The sequence below is a fragment of the Pontibacter korlensis genome, assembly GCF_000973725.1.
GTDB lineage: Bacteria > Bacteroidota > Bacteroidia > Cytophagales > Hymenobacteraceae > Pontibacter > Pontibacter korlensis.
In genome coordinates this window covers 2,847,770-2,868,471 of record NZ_CP009621.1, presented here as the reverse complement: position 1 = coordinate 2,868,471, position 20,702 = coordinate 2,847,770, and the positions used below count along the sequence as shown (strand labels likewise).

Annotated in this window: 10 protein-coding genes and 2 pseudogenes; 3 read left to right on the top strand and 9 right to left on the bottom strand. The window is 46.2% G+C overall.

What is annotated here, in order from left to right; all coding sequences use genetic code 11:
• Nucleotides 1–29: 29 nt before the first annotated feature.
• The 9 genes and pseudogenes from PKOR_RS12420 to PKOR_RS12380 form a co-directional block, all read right to left on the bottom strand.
• Nucleotides 30–1,058 (bottom strand): cellulase family glycosylhydrolase, encoded by a 1,029-nt coding sequence (locus tag PKOR_RS12420; protein WP_046311126.1) that lies wholly within the window; start codon nt 1,056–1,058, stop codon nt 30–32.
• 81 nt (nt 1,059–1,139) lie between these two features.
• Complete coding sequence (locus PKOR_RS25600; RefSeq protein ID WP_476704246.1) at nt 1,140–2,411, bottom strand: glycoside hydrolase family 140 protein; 1,272 nt, start codon at nt 2,409–2,411, stop codon at nt 1,140–1,142.
• Between the two features lie 158 nt (nt 2,412–2,569).
• Nucleotides 2,570–2,698: pseudogene (locus PKOR_RS26185) on the bottom strand (DUF5060 domain-containing protein); the annotation flags it as partial.
• A gap of 142 nt (nt 2,699–2,840) precedes the next feature.
• Nucleotides 2,841–4,262: an alpha-L-fucosidase gene (locus PKOR_RS12405; protein WP_084694780.1), complete on the bottom strand. Its 1,422-nt coding sequence runs from the start codon at nt 4,260–4,262 to the stop codon at nt 2,841–2,843.
• A gap of 90 nt (nt 4,263–4,352) precedes the next feature.
• Complete coding sequence (locus PKOR_RS12400; RefSeq protein ID WP_235336217.1) at nt 4,353–5,744, bottom strand: DUF1593 domain-containing protein; 1,392 nt, start codon at nt 5,742–5,744, stop codon at nt 4,353–4,355.
• Nucleotides 5,745–5,918: 174 nt separating this feature from the next.
• The gene (locus PKOR_RS12395; RefSeq protein WP_158453768.1) at nt 5,919–7,565 is read right to left on the bottom strand and encodes a RagB/SusD family nutrient uptake outer membrane protein; all 1,647 of its coding nucleotides are present in this window, start codon (nt 7,563–7,565) and stop codon (nt 5,919–5,921) included.
• Between the two features lie 18 nt (nt 7,566–7,583).
• Nucleotides 7,584–11,024, bottom strand: a complete 3,441-nt coding sequence (locus tag PKOR_RS12390; protein ID WP_052738838.1) for a SusC/RagA family TonB-linked outer membrane protein — start codon at nt 11,022–11,024, stop codon at nt 7,584–7,586.
• Nucleotides 11,025–11,725: 701 nt separating this feature from the next.
• On the bottom strand, nt 11,726–14,104 hold the full coding sequence (locus PKOR_RS12385; RefSeq protein WP_235336196.1) for a glycoside hydrolase family 95 protein: 2,379 nt from the start codon (nt 14,102–14,104) through the stop codon (nt 11,726–11,728).
• Nucleotides 14,105–14,447: 343 nt separating this feature from the next.
• Nucleotides 14,448–15,353 (bottom strand): lysophospholipid acyltransferase family protein, encoded by a 906-nt coding sequence (locus PKOR_RS12380; RefSeq protein ID WP_046311115.1) that lies wholly within the window; start codon nt 15,351–15,353, stop codon nt 14,448–14,450.
• A 154-nt stretch (nt 15,354–15,507) separates the two neighbouring features.
• Between PKOR_RS12380 and PKOR_RS12375 the strand changes: the two genes are divergently transcribed.
• From PKOR_RS12375 to PKOR_RS12365, 3 genes and pseudogenes are all read left to right on the top strand, one after another.
• Entirely contained in the window at nt 15,508–16,113 is a 606-nt protein-coding gene (locus PKOR_RS12375; RefSeq protein WP_046311113.1) for a WbqC family protein, read from the top strand.
• 117 nt (nt 16,114–16,230) lie between these two features.
• A complete protein-coding gene (locus PKOR_RS12370) occupies nt 16,231–18,828 on the top strand; it encodes an ATP-dependent Clp protease ATP-binding subunit (protein ID WP_046311110.1) in 2,598 nt (865 codons plus the stop codon).
• An 84-nt stretch (nt 18,829–18,912) separates the two neighbouring features.
• A pseudogene (locus tag PKOR_RS12365) lies at nt 18,913–20,436 on the top strand (IS1182 family transposase); the annotation flags it as partial.
• Between the last annotated feature and the right edge of the window lie 266 nt (nt 20,437–20,702).

Genomic DNA, 20,702 nt, shown 5'->3' with positions numbered 1-20,702 from the left:
GTTAGAACGGCTCATTAAACACGGTCCATTTACTCAACCCTCTCATGCTTTTCTACTTCAGGGCGGTAGCGTGGCTGCATGGCTATAAACTCCAGCACCTGCTTGTGGTAAGGGTTGAATTCTGGGTCGGGTATACCCGATGGCGAAATAGAAGGGTGCCCATAGTCTTTCTGAAACATGTCATGATGATACACCATATAGCCGCCCTGCTGCCACACCTGGTAAATCTGCAGGATATGGTCGTAAGGAGAAGAACCATCATGCGGCCCACCATAATCTGGAGTACCGTTACGGGCAGGCTCATCGTCCACAACAGGCTTCTTGTAGCGCTCCAGCAAATAAGCAATTTCTTTCGGAGCAATCTCCCAATGCTTTCCGGCAAACTGCCTTGTCGTGTGCGGTGTTAGAAAATCGAGCATGTGGTTTTGGTTCTGATCACCCAAGTCACCACCCGGGCCTGGAGAGTTCGTTACCAGCCGCTTCGGGTCTATTTTTTTGATGGCTTTATAATAATCTTCCACCCGCTCCGAAGATTCATTCCATATCTGGAACACCAGGTTGCGGTAAGGCTTCAGTTCTTGGGTAATATTCGCAACAGCTCTATCTGAGCTCTTTGCCGTTAGCTTATTGTTTGCTTCTGAAGTTTCATGTGAAAACAGCACCAACTGAATTACCATGCCTTTACTGTCCGCATCAGTTAACAACGCTTTCAGGCGCTCCAACGGTTGCTGACGCAGTTCGCCATTTGATGCGTACAAAGTAGCATCTGGAGCAGCATCAACAAACCCACGCGTGTTGTTCCATTGTGCCCAAACCCGCAACACATTAATGCCATACTTATCAAACTTATCCAACCACTGGTTCCTATCCTGTGCACTCTTATGAAAGGCAGGGTTATATAACGCGTTAAAGAAACCAATGCCTGTATAATGGAACGGCTGTCCGTTTCTTAAGAAGGTAGTATTGGAAATAGTTAATTCATTCTGGTTTTGCGCATAGGCAGCTGCTGATAAAAGCAGGCAAAGACTTAACAGTATTGAGGATAAATTTTTCTTCATATTTATCTTATGTTATAAATTGATTTTTGGTCAATAATTTTATGGCTTCAACCACATTAAACTTCACTGTGATAAGCGTCACTACTTCTGTCCTCCTTTTCTTTTAAGAACCAACACCATATCATTTCCTGCTGGCGGTATCGCTTCTATAATGCCTTCCTTGTTTGTTATTTTAGCTTTTGAGTACTGGTTGCTTACAGGGTTAAACCACTGCGCATCATAAGCATCGTTTCTCTTATTGTAGATTTTGGCGGTTGCCTTCTCAGGTATATAAGCCAGTATAGTTGTGCTGTTGTCTGACTTTAAGAGCGAAACAAACTGGTGGGGCGTCTCCTTACCTGGCTGCTCGGCCAACAGTTCGTTGGCGGGTGTAAGCCGCCACCACTCTAGTTGTTTAAAGAAGCCAGCGAGATAACCTATGTGTTTGCTGCCAGGGAAGTCTATGCTCTCATACCAAGGATGTGTGCCCGTGGCATCCTCATGATTCAATATGCTCTCTCCCGGTCTAAGCCAAGGCCATATGCCATTGGCCCCGTAGGTGATACCAGCAACGGGCGATGCAAATAGGCTCCAGTAAGAAGCATTGCGCACATCCTTATCTGTAATTTTAAAGAAAATCTCCTCGTAACAAGGCTCCATATTGATGATGGCCTTAGGTGGCAACTGCTGCCATCCTTTTACTACGGGTCCTTCGTTAATCCACTGCACAGTTTTATCGCTGTTGTTGTGCCCCGATTGATACCCTACAATATCAAGCCACTCTTCATTTGCATACTCATCGCCGATCCACGAGGCACCGTAGGGGTGCAACGAAACAACCCCTGGGTGCTGCATGTTGCCGAATACACCTCTCCCTATATTTTTCCAGCGCTGTTCATAGTGATACTCATATTGCCCATCGCCACCTAAAATCCAGATAACCTGGTTACCACCATATCGGGCCACCAGGTATTTTGCCAACAAAACGGCTTCGGGATCGGGTAGAATATAGCCTGGGTTAAGCTCTTTGCCATCTGCAAAAGGAAGTGCCCACAATAGAACAGGAGCTGCCACTAAGCCATATTTATTTATCTCGTCAATTTTACCATCCAGGTGCTGGAAAAACTCAGGATTGATGCTGATCTTGCCGTTGCCTTCATAAGCCACTTGTCCAAGGCTGTTTTTGTCGGCCCCGCGCCATTGGGTTGTCACAAACTGTATAACATTGTAGTTGTTCTTTACCCTGTGCTGCAGGTAAGTTCTCCATTCTTCGTCAGTAGATTTGAGAGGGCCATTCCAGGCCGTACAGGCTGTGTAGAAGAAGGGAGTGCCATCTGCATATGTAAGATGATAAGCAGCTTTAAGACGCGTGATGCTTCCCTTAGTATAAATTTCGAATTTGCTTTCGTTCTGAACACAGGTAAAGGAGCCCTGTACCTGATGCAGCCCTTTATTTTCTTCATCAGAGCAAACAGGGTGTAAGACCAGTCACCTAACTCATCCGGCGCAAAGCGAAACCTCCAGGTAGTGCCGCCATCCCAAAATGCGTTCACCATTTTCTTTCTGCCTGAGGGGGAGGTAAGGTGTACTTTAAACTCGTTGACATCATAAAGCGGATTGTCATAGTTCTTTCCGCTTGTAAAGCTTTTGTCAAACTTCATCCAGATGCCTATCTGCTCCTGCCCATAGGTTTTGGACAGTATAAATAAATAAAGGATACTTAGAATGAGTGAAAATCTTAGCTTAAACATGAATATTGTTTAGGTGCCAACCTTTCCAGGTTAACAGTTGTATATGATTCTCCTAGTTTACTTCAACCGCCTCTCCGGCAGCATGATATAGATCCAACTCCCCCTCCAGCTCTACAGCAATAACAGTGGTGTATTCATCGAGCATGTTTTGCGGCACATCTATCAGCAGCACTCCTGGTATATTAACCCAGTGCGCGCCTCCATTTCGTGTGTATGCTATATTGCCTTCTTGCCCCACCACTCTTATCTGCTTAATTTTGTTCCGCACCCCTTTCAGGTATATTTTATCGCGGGGTATATCATATTGGTACAGAAAAATAGTTTTCTTATCTTTTGAGAGGGTAGTTGGCCCATAGAAGTGACCTAGCGGCAAACCTGCTACTGTTGGATACACTGCTTCCTCATGCTTCTTTATCCACTTACCTATTTCGCGTAAGCGCTCCTCCTGTGGCTTTGGTATAGTGCCATCTTCTTTAGGCCCTACGTCTAACAAAAGATTTCCGCCCATACCAATTACCTCAGTAAAAATGCGCAGAAGCTGCCGTGTTGACTTATAATTTTGGTCGTGGCCTTGGTAGCCCCAGGAGTCGTTAATAGTCAGGCACAGCTCCCATGGCCCATCAGGTTGTATGACAGGCACACCTTGCTCAGGCGTTTTGTAGTCGCCATAGCCTTTCATGCGGGCGTTTAATATAACCCCAGGCACCCACTCGTGCAGCTGCCGCCGCAATTCTTTGAAGCGCCATTGCTCTACAGTTCTGTCCCAGTCTCCGTCAAACCAGAAGATATCTGGCTTGTAGCGACTGCCTAACTCTTTTAACTGCCCCCTATGGAAAGCCAGGAAATTCTCCCAACGGGCAGGATCCTCTTTCCCCACAGGCGGGAAAGCAAACGAGTTTAAATCTTCTCTTGTGTCGTCGCTGGAGTAGCGGATTGAGGCGTAGTCTGGGTGAGACCAATCCAGGTGAGAGAAATAAAAGCCTATTCTCAGATCTTTTTCACGAAGTGCTTTTACGAAAGGACCTATCAAGTCACGTTTAGCTGGTGTACTGTCTGCCACATTCAGTTTGCTCAACTTTGTATCCCACAACGCCACCCCATCATGGTGCTTCGAGGTAAGAACAGCGTATTTCGCCCCAGCTTCCTTAAATAGACTTGCCCAAGCCGTCGGATCATATTTACTTGCAGTAAACCCATCTAGTTGCTTCATGTAGTCATTGTACGATATCTCGCCGTTGTAAAAAGACCAAGATTCGGGTATGCCGTTCACAGCGTAGATTCCCCAGTGAATGAAGATGCCAAGTTTTGCTTCTTTAAACCACTGCATCTGTGGCACAGTATCTTGCGCTGAGACGGTAGTTGTTCGTCTCTGTAGATCTGTTATTTTTTTCTTGTTCTTTGTTTGTGCACGTAAGTCACACACACTTAATAGAAGCAAGAGGCATATGGCCAGCTGAAATTTTCCTTTCCTCATTTTTACCGGTCTTTTAAATAGTAAACCTGAAAGGCTTATCGTTTTACTTTCTACACAAACTCTAGTCAAGCTGTGCGTTTCATACTGTAGCTATTCAACCTGCTGCTTGGCTGGCTGAATGTGCAGGACAACCCGTTTATAGCGTGTTAGCCTTGGACTGCCTTTATCTGTAACCTTCAAGATAAAATGTGCCGTTTCAGGAGCATCAACATGGGGTGCCTTTACTTTTGCTTCCATGGCATCCGCATGCTCTACTTTTATAGCTCCTTCATAAGAAGCATATGTGCCTGGCTCAGGATAATGAAACCACTGGTAAGTCAGTTCGTGCCCGTCAGGATCGGTGGTTCCTTTGGCACTTAGCTTTACCTCTTCTCCTGATCTTGCTGATAGATTTTCTGTATGAGCCAATGCTGGCACAGGAGGATGATTCGCCTGCCTATAGTCTTTCACACACCAATCCATGCGGGCTGCGAAGTCATTTTGAAATTCTTCACGCCAACGCCAGATGGTTACTTTATTACTTGTGTGGTAGTGGCTATCAATTGGCGAGAAATACTCATCTACAGCATCTGCCCAAATTGGGCGGGTTTCAGGTTGGGAAAACCATTTCTGTGATCTGGGTTTGTAGAACTCATACCTTCCACCCCAGCCTCCGTAGTTTGGATGCTCAGGGTTATTAAGGCCATTAGAAATCAAGTACAAAAAAGAAGGTGTGTCTCCTTCCATAAGATATGCCACATCAGGATACTCTGCTCCCAGCGGACCGTGGTTTTCCTGTATGTTCTCCCGTAACCATTCTTTACTGATAACCTCTCTGTTAGCTCCCTGAAAACGGCCCAAAAATGTATCACCTGAGATCCCCGTCCAGGTAGCATGATGGTAGCCACCCTTTGCATCGAAACCTGGGCTACAGATATAAAAAAGGTTAGGAAACTCCTTACGTATCCAGGGGCCGGAATCATCCTGATCTGAAATGGTATACACCCTTACTTTCTTGTATAGCTTTTCTGCTTCAGCTGGTGTTTTAGTTTTTCTTATTTTCCAAAGGGCCTGTGCCAAGCAATTGGGACCACCCCAAACCAGCACCCAAACAGGCCGGTCATCGTTTTTTTCGAGCACACTGATAATCCACTCAGAGCCTTCAGAATCTTTGCCTTCACCAACACCATTCATTCCGTAAACGGGTAAACCTTTTTTAACTTTGGTTTTAAGGTCTGCATAGGGAGGAAAGCCTTTTTCATGCTTAAGCAGGTTCGGCTGCACCTTATCGTAAGCCTTTAGAATTTCATGAACACGCCAATCGGCTATTTTGCTCTTTGAGTGGGTAGATGTGGTAGCAATTATTCCCTCCACATCCCATTGGTTGGAGTAAGTCAGGAACCTGACCAAAGACTGAGCATCGTCTGGTTCGTTTTCGATATCTGTAAGCACAAGCGTTCTCAGACGCTCACTTGTTTGCGCTATGGAGGCAAAAGGAAGCATGAAGCTTAACATTAGACACAATAAGGGCAAGTAAGCCTGTAGTTTGTAAGGCATATGCTTTAAGATTGTATTCTCTTTCAATCATTTATGCTATAAAAGCAATTGGAAATGAAGAGAACAGCAAGAGCAACTTACGGGCTGCTCTTACCGCTTCTTTTCTTACCAGGTTACATTTTATAATCCAGTATAACCCGCATTTAGATCTTTCTCACGCTGTGGTATGGACCAGGCATACTCCGTGTACGGATACTCAATAGTACTAAATGGCTGGCTTGGATCACGATCTCCCGGAGGAATTGGCAAGTGGAGTGCTCGCAAGTAATCTAAGCGGTCGCCTTCCTGGTGCATCTCTTTGATGCGTTCATTGTGAATATCTTCCTCTGTTACTGAGCTAAGCGGATCTAGGCCCGCCCGAACACGAACTACGTTCACATCGGCAGTCGCACCTGCCACGTCTCCTTGTCTGTGTCGAATGATAGCACGTGTCAGGTACATCTCGGCTAGGCGAAGCAAGGGTACATTCGTTTCGATTCCGACGTTGCCTCTGTAATATTTATTTGCCCATACCATTGGTGTGGTAACGTCTTCGAAACGCGCCTCCCATATACCAAGCGCTTCCTCTTCTGGTGTTAGAGGGCCTTTATAGCCTTCGTAACGATAGTACAACTGTTGGTAACGCTTGTCTCTTTTAGCCTCCTCTGTTTCAGTGTAATCTCCGTTTTTAGGATCTACCATCCAACCTACACGGGCTAAAGCATCGTAGCTCCAGGTAAAGCCGTTCCAAGGGGCAACGCTGTTATTACCACCAGTTGAAATCGGTCCTCCACCTCCCATTGCTTCGTAGTGGCTTTTATTTATACTGGCATAGTGAAGGTAATTGCGTCCCCCATCATTCGGGTCAGAAAACAACTGGTACCAAATTACTTCTCTGCCGCGTATCGGAGAGTCCTTGTTCCAAGCGTCTATTGGGTCTTCGCTCAAGTCATACTGACCACCGTTTTGATCGATTACGAAATTCAGCTCTTTCATGGCTTCATCCCAGTTGCCCATTTGGAAATGCACTCTTGCCAGCATAGCTGCCGCTGCGAATTTGTTTGCTCTTCCATGCTGATAAGTAGGATGGTGCACTCCCGCCATGTAAGTCTCTGGCAGTAGTTCCTTCGCTTTAGTCAAATCCGCAACAATTTGCTGCCATATCTCCTCCACTGTTCCAATCTTAGAGCTAGCAGCTTCTTCTCCAGTACTTGGAAATGTAGTTCTCAAAGGTAAGATGCGTGCATCATTACCTCCTTCTGTTTTGTACCAAGGCAGGTGTATAGCAGCTAAAGATCGATAGGTAACAGCACGAAGGAATAGTAGCTCTCCTTCAATGCGTGGCAAGTTGTGCTCCTTATCTGCTTGCGAAGCATTAGGGAAAGGATCTCCATTGTGCTGGGCTATAAAATCAAGCGCGACGTTAACATTGTTGATAACACTGTAACTAGTAGAAAAGAAACCTGATGCATAGCCAGTCTCCTGGTTTGTTTTGCGGTAGTACATAGCATCTGAGTCCATGTTTCCTCCTTCACCAGGAATCCAGTAGGTAACATCCGACCCAATAATCTTTACAAAATTGTGGCTACTTATAGGGGCTCCCCAATAGTCTGTAAGCAAAGCAGCATAAGCTCCGATCACGGCTCTCTCAAACTCGTTCACGTTTAGCCAAGGAGTTTCGGGTGGGTTCGTTTGTTCGAAAAACTCATCATCCTTACAGGAACTCACAGACATGAGGAGCAGAACGATGGCAAGCATCCAACGGCTTTGTTTCGAAATATTTTTCATGCTCATGATTCTAAAACTTTAAAATTTAAATGAAACTCCAGCAGTATATGTTTTCAATGAGGGTACAGGCAGGTTTGAGCTTATAAATCCTTGGTTTAGGTTAGCTGACTGCCCACTTCCAACGTTAGTTACTACTTCAGGATCCCATCCTGGAAAGTTCGTGAAAGTCAGAAGGTTAGTTCCTGACACAAACACCCGAAGTCCTTGTATTCTGAGGCGCTCCGTAAATGCTGAAGAGAATGTATAACCTAGCTGCACATTGCGCAATCTGATGTAGTCTCCCTTGTACAAATACTTGTTATGTATCTGTGTTTCATTATTATAGTTGGTACCTGTGCTTGGGTTTCCTTCATCGTCGTACAAGTACTGGTGGTCCCAACGCAACTCAGGATACTCAGCATCTCTGTTTTCAGGAGTCCAAGTATTCCCTATCAGGCTTTTTCTCAACAGCATTTGCCCGTAAGCAGCATAGCTTGTAGCCTTTTCAGAGTTATCGTACAGGTAATTTCCTCCTGAGAAGGTAAATAAGGCATTTAGATCAAAGCCTTTGAAGGTAAAGGTGTTATCGAAGCCCCCGAAATAAGTTGGAAGCGTTGTTTTGTCCTTCAGGAAGAACCTATTGTTAGTCAGGTTGTTGATGGTGGCAGGAATTGTGTTTCCTGTTCTAACAGTTTGGCCAGTTGTTTCGAATACTTCTTTGTCTAGCTCCCAGATCAGCTCCACACCTTTTTCTGGATCTATGCCAGCATAGTCTGCCATATACCAGGTGCCTAGTCTTTCACCTGTTCTAGTAAGCGTGTTGCCATCAATAATACCGCTGCCTGTCTTGTCTGCCTGTGGGTTCAAGCTTATAACTTTATTGGAGTTGGTCGTAAGGTTAATATTTGTTCTCCACTGGAAATCTCCAGCTGTTACGTTTATAGTAGAGATGTTAAATTCAAAGCCCTTGTTCTGCATATCTCCTATATTCGCCCAAATTTGGCTCGGCTGCACGGAAGGAGGTAGCGGAACCTGCAACAACAGATCTGTTACGTTTCGGTGGTAATAAGCAACAGAGCCGGACACCCTGTTTTGAAGAATTCCGAAATCTAATCCAAAGTCATAACTGTCTGTTGTTTCCCAAGTGATGTCTGCCGCTCCTATATTCGACACTTGTGTACCTAAACTTCCACCCATGTCATCGTAACCATACTTACGGTCTCCACGGAACGTCATCACATCCACATTGCTTGGAATGCTTTGGTTACCTGTCTGGCCAAAGCTACCTCGTACTTTAAGGAAGTTCACAAAAGGAATAGAGCGCATAAACTCCTCTTCAGAGATAATCCAACCTGCTGAAACAGCCGCAAAATTACCCCAACGCAGATCTTCGCTGAAAGCAGATGAGCCATCACGACGGAAGCTCACACCAAACAAGTACCTATCCAGCAGTTTATAATTAGCACGGGTAAAGTAGGCACGTATGTAGCGCTCACCGCCTAGGCCTGCACTCATACCTGTTCTTAACCCAGGGTTACCTAATTCTTGGTAAGAACCTGTTAAGTTCATACCAGACATATTGCGGCTATACCTTGATGTACGCTGAGATTCGGTACCAGCAGTCAGGCTCAGGTTATGCTTTTCACCAAAATCAAGAATATAGTTGGCGTACAGGTTGTAGTTGTAGTTTTGTACGGTAGTAGCATTTTCCTGTGCATAAGAGCCATCGTTCTCGGCCGTACTACTTCTGATGTTACGCGACACCCAATAAACTGTATTTGCCTGAATCAAATCGAAGGACCCTTCTGATCTTACAGAAAGACCTTTCACCCAAGGAAGGGAATACTCGGCCCACACGCCGCCTATGCCTCTGTACTGGTCCACCTGATCACGAATGTTGTTTGGATCACTTTGCGCCGCCAGGTTAACAGATGCAACCGGGTTCCAGTACTGTGTAGGATCATCAAAGCGATACACAGGGTACCAAGGCAAAGCATATGTTGCGGCCTGAGAGAAACCAAAACCATTTGACATACCAGTACCAAGAGACTTAGCCCGGTTGTTATTAGTGTAGGCAAAATTAAGCCTTGTGCCGGTGCGCAGGTTTTTTACAGGTTCGAAATCCAAGTTGATACGCCCAGAAAAACGCTGAAACTTGTTATTCTTTAAAACACCTTCATCCTCGCGGTAATTAGCTGAGGTAAAGAAGGAAAGATTTTCAGCTCCTCGGCTGGCTGACACGTTTACATCACGAAAACTGCCTGTGCGAAGAATCTGATCAAACCAATCGGTGTTTGTGTTTTCTGCCTGCTCACGTGTAATGGGATCAACAGCCACACCGCCTCCAGGACTAGGAAACAGGTTTACGTTTCGCATGGGGTCAAACGGCCCAAGCCCTGAATTAGCTCTCGCCTGGTCCATCAAAGCAAAATATTCCGCACTGTTTACAAAGCCTATGTCTTCAGCTGTGCGGGTCAGGTCTGAAATACCCTGTGAATAATCAACATTAAAACTGCCTGTCCCGCCTTTTCCTGACTTGGTAGTGATAATTATTACGCCGTTTGATCCCCGAGAACCATATATGGCAGTGGCTGCAGCATCCTTTAAAACCTCTATTGACTCAATATCATTAGGGTTGATAGAAGCCATAGGGTTTTGGGGTGTTGCACCGTTATTTGAACCATAACCATTCAGGTCGTTTGAGATTGGCATACCATCTACAATGTATAGAGGATCTGAGCCAGAAGAAATGGAGTTTGTGCCCCTGATAAGCACGCGAGTAGGAGCACCAGGCACACCACTTGCAGTAGCGACTTGTACACCTGGGGCACGCCCTTGTATAGCAGCATCAAAAGAAGCAGTAGGCAGCTGTGTGATCTCCTCCGACTTGATAGTTGAGATAGAGCCTGTAACGTCTCTTTTCTCTTGTCTACCATACCCTACTACTACAACCTCACTCAAAGATTTTGTGTCAGGCACTAAAGATACATCAATATTGGTTCGGTTATTAACCGGCACTTCCTGCGTCTGGTATCCGATAAAGGATATAACCAGCGTACCGCTACCGTCAGGCGTTGAAATAGAGAAGCGACCATCTGCAGCTGTCGCAGTCCCCGTGTTCGTGCCCTTTAACAATATCGTTACACCAGGTAAACCCTCACCTGCTTCATCCGTTACCCTGCCTGTGACTGTAACGGCCTGAAAACGATTCTCACTATAACCTTCTACCGCAGAAGCCTGTTTAGCTACTGTTATAGTGGTGTGCATTGCTAAAAGCGGAATTTCATTCAAAGCTCTTCTGTTAGGCTCAGAAGCTGTAGTAGCGGAGAGCGCTGAACTCTCCTTTGCATAATTTTGTGCCTGCAATGGGTACTGCATCGTGCATAGTGCTAGAAACAACAGCGATAACCTGCCCTTGCTCTTTTTCACACTTAAAAAGGTTTCTAAAGCCTTTCCCTTGTGGTACAGCGTTCTTTCCATATCATTGTTTTTTAAACGTGATTTCAAACAATCCACATCATGAGTAATGCCTCACTTATTAATTAATCAAATAAAAAATATAATAAACTCTTTTCCTTTATAAGTTTTATCTAACTGTTAAGGTATTTTATCCTATATTAAAAATATTGCAACTAAATCGTGAATATTAAAGGAGGAAACAGGGGGTAATAGCTTGTTTATTGTTAGTACCTTGATTCTGAGAAGCTTTATTGCAGAGTATAAAACTCATCTAATGAATCCGCCATCATTTTTATAGAAAATTAGTGGCGGATTTATGTAAATATTTTAGCTAAGTACCTGCTGATAAAAGTGAATGGGGTAATATAACTTTAACAAGTTCCAGTACGTGAACCGGCAAAAGAACATATTTATGGGAAAAGTATGCGCATAATAATCCCTGGACAATGCCTAGGCAAATCCTCCCCAAGCGAAAAGCAACAGATTAGTTTGATCTTCCCACACAAAGCTGTGTACTTTGATTTGGTTAGCTGCTGCCAGTCACATAGTACTTACAGATCAAATTTATTTAAATGTTAGTATCTTATTTATAAGCATAATTAAGCAAAGCCAAAGGCATGACCACCTGCCCCATTTAGGACTAGGTGGTCATGCCTTTGGCTTTATTTTCAACGGTTGATTAAATGCCTTTCAATTTGAAAGTTCATTCAACAAACCCCAAACTATTCTAGGCTGAAGGAGTAAGTTTTGCCTGCCTCTGTGGAGATGTCATACAGATAAGATGTATTTAGCAGAACTTCATTTAGCTCTGCCTCAGGACTAACAATAGGCGCCACCACTTCCGGCACGTGGTAAAATGGATTTGGATTGTCGCCCTTAGCTTTAACTAGGCTATAAGTTCCATCACTTCTTATAGGATCATGTACTCTGATGCGGCAGTTACCGCCCAAACTAGACTTAACTACTAACCGATCAAGCTTCCCACTTTTCCAGGACAAATCTACCTCATACCCTCCCCTGGCCTTTAGCCCTTTCACACTCCCATTGGTCCAATTTTCTGGTAACGCTGGTAAAATATGTAGCACACCATCATGGCTCTGCACTAACATTTCTGCTATGCCGGCAGTACATCCAAAGTTGCCATCTATCTGGAAAGGAGGGTGAGCGTCCAGCATATTAGGGTATGTTCCACCCGGGCCGTCACGCTCGGTCACCAAACGCAGTTGGTTTGTCAATAACTTGTAGGCATGGTTACCATCTAATAGACGTGCCCAAAGGTTTACTTTCCACCCCATAGACCAACCAGTAGACGGATCACCCCTGTGGATAAGTGAAGTACGAGCAGCATCAAACAGCTTAGGTGTACGATAGGGAGAAATTTGGTTGCTTGGGTACAGTCCGTAAAGGTGGGACACGTGTCGGTGCCTATCGTTAGGATCATCCCAATCATGCAGCCACTCTTGTAGTTGCCCATGCTTCCCCACCTGCATGGGTGGGATTCTTTCAATCTTATTAGCAAGCTGCTCCTGAAATTCCTTATCTGTGTCCAAGATTTGAGCAGCATTCATCGTTTTAGAAAGAAGGTCAAACACTAGTTGGTTATCCATGGTCGCCCCTGCTGTTATGGCTATTTTCTTTTCTGGATCATAGCCATTTTCTGGAGAAATTGAGGGAGCCACAACTAGCCAATTATGTTCCGGCTCCTCCTGTAGCACATCTATTATATACTCAGTAGCTCCTTTCAGCACCGGGTAGTACTCTTGAAGAAACTCTTTATCCCCTGTAAATAGGTAATGATCCCATAAATGCTGGCTCAACCAAACACCTCCCATTGGCCAAAGACCATAATAGGCAGGGTCCACCTGCCCAGTAATCCGCCATATATCCGTGTTATGATGAAGCATCCAGCCCTTAGCCCCGTAGATTTTAGAGGCACTTTCCTGGCCCGTTACGGATAAGTCTTTCAACATGTCGAAAAGAGGGTAGTGCAACTCAGACAGATTGGTGACTTCTGCTGGCCAGTAGTTCATTTCAGTGTTGATGTTAATGGTGTACTTACTGTCCCACGGCGGAGACATGCTGTCGTTCCATATCCCTTGCAGGTTTGCTGGCTGTGTGCCTGGCTGGGAAGAAGAGATGAGCAGGTAACGGCCGTACTGAAAATACAACGCAGCTAAATGAGGGTCATCCGTCGTGCTGAATTCTGCAATGCGGATATCTGTAGGTTTATTTATTGCTTTTGTTATACCCAAGTCTAAAGCTACCCGGTTATAGTAAGCGCTATATACTGCTACATGTGCCTCTAGAGCAGAATTATAACTCTTTGCAACTGCATTACTTAAGTAGGCCGATGCTTTTTTGTTTGCATCACCGCTTATGTCTTTATAATTAACAAAGTTAGAAGCCATAGAAATGTAGAGTGTGGCGCTGTTGGCATTCTTAACCTCCACTTCCCCCTTTTTAACAGACACTTTACCTCCATCTGATAAAGCTTTTAAGTGAGCCTGAAACTTTACTTTTCCTTTTTGGTCTTCATGGTCGCTTGTGGTTCCTGAAAGTACTAACTGGTCCTCTTCTTTGTGTAACACGTGGTTCATAGGGCTAGTCAAGCGAGCATTAAAACTAAGCTTACCTGGTACATCAGCTGTCAGCCGTACAACCAGCACCTGATCTGGAAAGGAGGCAAAAGTTTCTCGCTTATACGTTACACCATCCACCATATAGGTAACGGTTGCAACAGCACGCTCTATATCAAGTTCGCGGTAATAGTTTTCGTAATTTGAATGTGTGGGAAAGTTAAGCAGCAGATTCCCCACCAGTTGGTAAGGCATACCACTGTTGCCATAGGGTGTCATCTCTTTATCTGCCAACTCCTGGGCATCCTTATACTTCCCTTCAAAAAGCAATTGCCTAAGCTTTGGTATAATTGCTTGGGCATCGGCCTTAACATTATTATTGGGGCCTCCTGCCCATACAGTCTCCTCATTCAGTTGGAGCCTTTCCTGTGCAGGAGTTCCAAAGACCATAGCTCCAATCCTGCCATTACCGATTGGTAATGCCTCATTCCAGTTAGAGGCGGGCTGGTTGTACCAAAGCTTCATTTTTCCAGCATTGGCGGGATCCTGAAAAGATGAAGTCAAAATCCAAGTCAGGAGGAGAAATATTATCTGAATAAGTGACTTTACTGTCATGTTCTCTTTCGATAAGATGGAGAAAGTTTTACACTTATCTAATAAACAGCTTTCAACAAAAATCTCACATTCTTACATTATCTAATGATTATGGTTTTTTACCATAGAAAGATATAATTAGTGTGTTTAAAAGCGCTGAAACAAAAGAGGCGATCGCTGCTCTTACCTGTATCTGTTGATAAAGAGTACAATTATTGTTTGAATGCTTTCAACACTTAGGCAGCGTTTGAGCTGAAAGCTGGTGATTATGCTCCTATAAATTTGGCCGCTTATGCTTCCAGCGCTTGTGGGTCCAGAGGTAGTCAGCGGGAGCACGGCGAATGGCTGCCTCCAGCTTTTGGGCGAAGGCTACGGTAATTGGAAAATCTGTCTCTGAAGTTACCTCGAGCGCTGAAGTTCCGTCGGTAATCTGTTCAAATGTGAGAGCGTAGTGTCCACGGCTAGTCCGTTTTACATCCAGGAACAGGACCGGGTACTTGAATCTCTCCGACAGCTTTTCCGCACCAGTGTAGAAAGGCGTATCCTGATTAAGAAAAGTTGTCCAGAAAGTTATCTCACTTTTAAGAGGAGTCTGATCAGAAAGCATAGCTACCACACGTGGCATCTTACGGTTAGAAGCAAAATCACGCAGGGTGTCTTTCATCTTGATCAGCTTTGCCCCCAGCTTGCTGCGGGTCTTCAGCATAAAAGCTTCGAAGAATGGATTGTTTAGAGGTTTATAAATACCATAAGCAGGAAAATTAAACTGTACTGCACCTGCAGAGAGTACCCACTCCCAATTAGCGGAGTGTGAACCCATGGTAATCACAGTTTTGCCTTGCTGCACAAAATTATCCAGAAGCTCCTGGTTGGTAAAAACAATGCGGCGCTCCATTTCAGAAGCCTTCATAGAGCGGAGTTTTAAAATCTCTACCACCACATCCATAAACTGCTTATAGAAATCCTTTGAGATCTGATCTATCTCTTTTACACTCTTTTCAGGAAAGGCATTCCGAAGGTTATTTATCACTACTTTCTTTCGATACCCAACCAGGTAGTACACAACAAAGTACAGGAAGTCGGATAGCACATACAGCACAGGAAGAGGCAGCAGAGAAAGTCCCTTGAGCAGGAACCAGATCGGATAATATACAGGCGGTATGTTTTTATTGTTTTCCATTTACAAGAAGCAGCTGCAAATGTACAACCAACCTCCGGCATTATGAAATTACATGTAACATGCTTAATTAGCAGCAATAAGGCAGTTGCTGCAGCTCACATATTAAGTATAAAGCATTTTCTAACTCGCAAACTTTTTAACATTCTAACTACTCTTGATTCTTCTTACCGAGACACAATATAACCCGCCGATACAATATTTCTGGCATGCCCTCCGCTCTGAAAGTATACAAGTAGAGGCGCACGAAAACTATATAAAGCAAAGCTACCGCAACCGCTGCCACGTGCTTACGGCGCAGGGTGTGCAGCCACTGAGTGTACCCGTGCTACGGGGCAACAGCAAAACGAAAATTCCGATACAGGAAATTGAGATTGACTATAGGCAGAAGTGGCAGTTAGTGCACTGGCGTACCATACAGGCAGCATATGGACGAGCGCCATATTTTGAATTTTACAGTGATTACCTGCAGGAGGTGTACGAGCGGCAGCCGAAATTTTTGTTTGAGTTAAATATTGAACTTCTAAAGCTTTATCTTAAATTACTAAAACTAAACAGGCCGCTAATTTATACGGACGCTTACCAGGCTCAGGCACCTGAAAACGTGCTCGATCTCAGAAATAGGATACATCCTAAAATCTCTACTGACAATTTGCACGTAAAACCATATACACAAGTATTTGGCAAACAATTTGTACAAGAGCTTAGTATAATTGACTTGTTGTTTACACAAGGTCCAGCGTCAATTTCTTACCTTCAGTAATGGCGCACTACAAGCTGAACATTTGTACTAAAATGCTTGTTGATAAGAGGTATCAACTGTAGGATCAATCAGTTATAACATTTCGGACTTAAATAGAATACACGGAGTATAGTATACATGGAAGCAAAATTCTCAAACCGAGTAAAAGAGGTCATCTCGCTCAGCCGGGAGGAAGCAATCCGGCTCGGCCATGACTACATCGGCACCGAACACTTGGTGCTGGGTATGATTCGGGAAGGAGAAGGTACGGCCATTTCTTTGCTGAAGAAGCTTGGCGTTTCGATAGATGAATTAAAGTACGCTTTAGAACAGGCTACACGAAATACAGCATCGCAAAGCAGCAACATAACGGGCAGTATCCCTCTGACGAAGCAGACCGAAAAGGTGCTCAAAATAACGTATCTGGAGGCAAAGATCTTCAAGAGCGATATTATAGGCACAGAGCATCTTTTGTTGTCCATCCTTCGGGATGAAGACAATATTTCTTCACAAATCTTAGCGAAATTCAACGTGAACTACGAAGCAATAAGAGACTCTTTGGATTATCATAGCAATAATCCGCTGGCGTCGTCAGACACTGACGATTCTGATGATTCAGACAAACTGTTTGGTAGCTCATCTTCCCGCTCTGGCAGCTCTACAAGCAAGAAGCCAGGAGAGAAATCGCGCACTCCGGTGCTCGATAACTTTGGCCGCGACTTAACCAAGTTGGCCGAGGATGATAAGCTGGACCCAATTGTAGGTCGTGAAAAGGAAATTGAGCGTGTGGCACAGGTACTGAGCCGCCGTAAGAAAAACAACCCTATCCTTATAGGTGAGCCGGGTGTTGGTAAAACCGCCATTGCCGAAGGTCTGGCCCTGCGCATTGTGCAGAAAAAGGTAAGCCGCGTGCTGTTTAACAAGCGTGTAGTTACTTTGGACCTTGCCTCGCTGGTAGCTGGTACAAAATACCGTGGCCAGTTCGAAGAGCGTATGAAGGCGGTGATGAACGAGCTGGAGAAGTCTCCAGACGTAATCCTGTTCATCGACGAGCTTCACACGATCGTTGGTGCCGGTGGAGCGTCTGGCTCTCTGGATGCCTCTAACATGTTCAAGCCTGCGCTTGCTCGTGGTGAGATCCAATGCATCGGTGCTACTACTTTGGATGAGTACCGCCAGTACATCGAGAAAGATGGTGCCTTGGCCCGTCGTTTCCAGATTGTTATGGTGGACCCTACCACACCGGAGGAGACCATCGAAATCCTTAACAACATTAAGGACAAGTACCAGGATCACCACCACGTAAACTACACCGATAAGGCAATTGAGGCCTGCGTGAAGCTTTCTGACCGTTACATGAGCGACCGTTTCTTGCCAGACAAGGCGATCGATATTTTGGACGAGGCAGGCGCGCGCGTGCACATCAATAATATTGTGGTGCCAGATGATATCCTGAAGCTGGAAGAGCAGATCGAGAACATCAAGGTAGAGAAGAACCGTGTGGTGAAGAGCCAGAAGTATGAGGAGGCTGCACAGCTACGCGACAAGGAGAAAAAGCTCATCGACCAGCTTGACACTGCGAAGCGCAACTGGGAAGAAGAGACCAAGAAGAAGCGCTATACCGTAAAAGAGGAAAATGTGGCAGAAGTTATTGCCATGATGACAGGTATTCCAGTAAAGCGTATCGCTCAGAACGAAGGTGTAAAACTTCTGAACATGGGCGAAGAGCTGAAAGGCAAAGTGATCGGCCAGGATAAAGCGATACAGCAGTTGGTGAAAGCCATCCAGCGTACGCGTGTTGGCTTGAAAGATCCTAAGAAGCCAATCGGTTCCTTCGTGTTCCTTGGTCCGACAGGTGTAGGTAAAACAGAGCTTGCAAAAGTGCTGGCCACATACCTGTTCGATAAAGAGGATTCGCTGGTACGTATTGACATGAGTGAGTACATGGAGAAATTCAGTGTATCTCGCTTGGTGGGAGCGCCTCCAGGATACGTTGGTTACGAAGAAGGTGGCCAGCTGACCGAGAAGATCCGTCGTAAGCCGTACTCTGTAGTATTGCTGGATGAGATCGAGAAAGCGCACCCGGATGTATATAACCTGTTGCTACAAGTGCTGGATGATGGTATCCTGACTGACGGACTAGGCCGTAAGGTTGACTTCCGCAACACGATCATCATCATGACATCGAACATCGGTGCCCGTGATTTGCAAGACTTTGGTGCCGGTATCGGTTTCATGTCGAAGGCAAAGCAAGAGAACGTGGACGACATCATGAAAGGTACTATTGCAAGCGCCCTGAAGAAGACGTTCTCTCCAGAGTTCCTGAACCGTTTGGATGACGTGATCGTGTTTAACTCACTTAACCGTGAGGATATGCACAAGATCATCGAGCTGTCACTTGGCAAGCTGTTCAAGCGTGTGGAAACACTGGGCTATACTATCGAGCTTACAAAAGAAGCAAAAGACTTTGTGGCCGAGAAAGGATATGATCCGAAGTATGGTGCGCGTCCATTGAACAGAGCGATCCAGAAGTATATCGAAGATCCGATTGCTGAGGAGATTCTGAAAGCGGAGATAAACCAGGGAGACGTAATCCAGGTGGACTACAAGGAAGGCGAAGAGAAACTAACCTTCACGTCGAAGAAGTCTAGCGGCAAAAAAGCCAAGACTGCTAACGATGGTGAGGAAGAAACAGAGCCTACCAAGTCTTCAGACTCTGATAAGACAAAAGAATAAGGCATAGACTTTAGATAAGGAAAGGGGCTGTCCAAAAAGGGCAGTCCCTTTTTCATTTATTCGCCTTTTGCTATTTTAGTAGGCATGAAAAGGCGCAACGTTGTTTTCAAGGAGCAGCCGGGCCACCAGGTGGTCCTGTTCCCCCAAAGCATCGGAGACCGCATCCCGGAAGGCCACCCGGTGCGGCTCGTGGACCGGGTGGTCGATGAGCTCAACATCGACCGCATCATAGCCACCTATAAAGGCGGGGGCACGAGCAGCTACCACCCACGGATGCTCTTGAAAGTGCTCTTCTACGCTTACCTGAACAACATCTATTCCTGCCGCCGCATTGCCCGGGCCCTGGAAGAGAACATCCACTTCATGTGGCTCTCGGGCGGCAGCACCCCCGACTTCCGCACCATCAATGACTTTAGAAGCCGTCGCCTCAAAAACCAGGTCCAGGAGCTCTTCGCCCAGGTGGTGCGCCTGATGCACCGGTTGGAGTATGTGAGCCTCGAGACCCAGTACGTGGACGGCACCAAGATAGAGGCAGCCGCCAATCGCTATACTTTCGTGTGGCGGGGCTCAGTGGAGAAGAACAAAGAAAAGCTGGAGCGGAAGATCCGCAGCGTGCTCTGTGACATCGGCCAGGCCATCAAAGAAGACAGGAAAGCGCCCCAGGAGCGGCTGCCCGAGAAGGTGGACGCCCACCGGCTCAAAGAGGAGATTCAAAAGCTCAACGAGCACGTGGCTGAGCTGGACAAGAAAGCCCGCAAGCAGGTGGCCAAACTGGAAAAAGAGCACCTGCCGCGACTACAAAAATACGAGGAGCAGTTAGAGAAGCTCGGTGACAGGAACAGCTATAGCAAAACAGACGAGGACGCCACCTTCATGCGGATGAAAGAAGACCACATGAAGAACGGGCAGCTGAAGCCGGCCTACAACGTGCAGATCAGCTCGGAGAACCAGCTGATCACCAACTTCTCTTTGCACCAGCGGCCGGGCGACACGGCCACCCTGATTGCCCACCTACAGCAGTTCCAGGAGCATTACCAGCAGCAGTCAAAAGAAGTGGTGGCCGACGCCGGCTACGGCTCGGAGCAGAACTACGCCTGGCTCGAGGATAAGCAGATCCAGGCCTATGTCAAGTACAACTACTTCCATCAAGAGCAGAAGCGCAAGTTCCGAAATGACATCTTCCATCCGCTTAACCTGTACTATAACCAGCAGGAGGACTTCTTCGTCTGCCCCATGGGCCAGCGGCTGGAGCAGGTGGGCCAGTACGAGCGTACATCTGACTTGGGTTATGTCTCGCAGGTGAGCCGCTACCAGGCCCGCCGGTGCGAGAGTTGCCCCTTAAGAGGGCAGTGCTTCAGGGGCAAGGGCAACAGAGTCATCGAGGTCAACCACCGGCTCCAGCGCCTGAAGGCAAAGGCCCGGGAGCTACTGTTGAGCGAGGAGGGGGTGCGCCACCGCAGGCAAAGGGCCATTGAGCCCGAGGCCGTGTTTGGGCAGGTCAAGAGCAACAACCGCTTCACCCGCTTTAGGTTGCGCACGCTGGCCAAAGCCGAGGTGGACTTTGGCCTGGCCGCTGTGGCCCATAACCTGCGCAAAGTAGCCCGAAAGGGAGTAAAAGCCTTCGAAGAGGCGCTGGAAAGGGCCGCCTCCGGCCTCTCTGGCGCGCTGAAACAGCCGACCGCGGCTCATGCTTGCTTGCTGGACCACTTTTCCGCCTTTTTCAGCCCGAGACGAGCCGTTCTCTACATGGCCGCCTGAAAAACAATAGCAACCGGATAAACGCAAAGAGGGCGCCCTTTTAGGACACCCTCTTTTTGCTTGATGCACATCTCTTAAACCTGGCTCCTACTTTCAATTTTACGAGAGGTTACATA

Excerpts from the sequence above, each read along its gene's own strand:
- PKOR_RS12405 (WP_084694780.1), bottom strand. The coding sequence starts at position 4,262 with ATGAGGAAAGGAAAATTTCAGCTGGCCATATGCCTCTTGCTTCTATTA.
- PKOR_RS12370 (WP_046311110.1), top strand. The coding sequence starts at position 16,231 with ATGGAAGCAAAATTCTCAAACCGAGTAAAAGAGGTCATCTCGCTCAGC.
- PKOR_RS12400 (WP_235336217.1), bottom strand. The coding sequence starts at position 5,744 with ATGCTTCCTTTTGCCTCCATAGCGCAAACAAGTGAGCGTCTGAGAACG.
- PKOR_RS12395 (WP_158453768.1), bottom strand. The coding sequence starts at position 7,565 with ATGAAAAATATTTCGAAACAAAGCCGTTGGATGCTTGCCATCGTTCTG.
- PKOR_RS12420 (WP_046311126.1), bottom strand. The coding sequence starts at position 1,058 with ATGAAGAAAAATTTATCCTCAATACTGTTAAGTCTTTGCCTGCTTTTA.
- PKOR_RS12380 (WP_046311115.1), bottom strand. The coding sequence starts at position 15,353 with ATGGAAAACAATAAAAACATACCGCCTGTATATTATCCGATCTGGTTC.
- PKOR_RS12390 (WP_052738838.1), bottom strand. The coding sequence starts at position 11,024 with ATGGAAAGAACGCTGTACCACAAGGGAAAGGCTTTAGAAACCTTTTTA.
- PKOR_RS12385 (WP_235336196.1), bottom strand. The coding sequence starts at position 14,104 with ATGAAGCTTTGGTACAACCAGCCCGCCTCTAACTGGAATGAGGCATTA.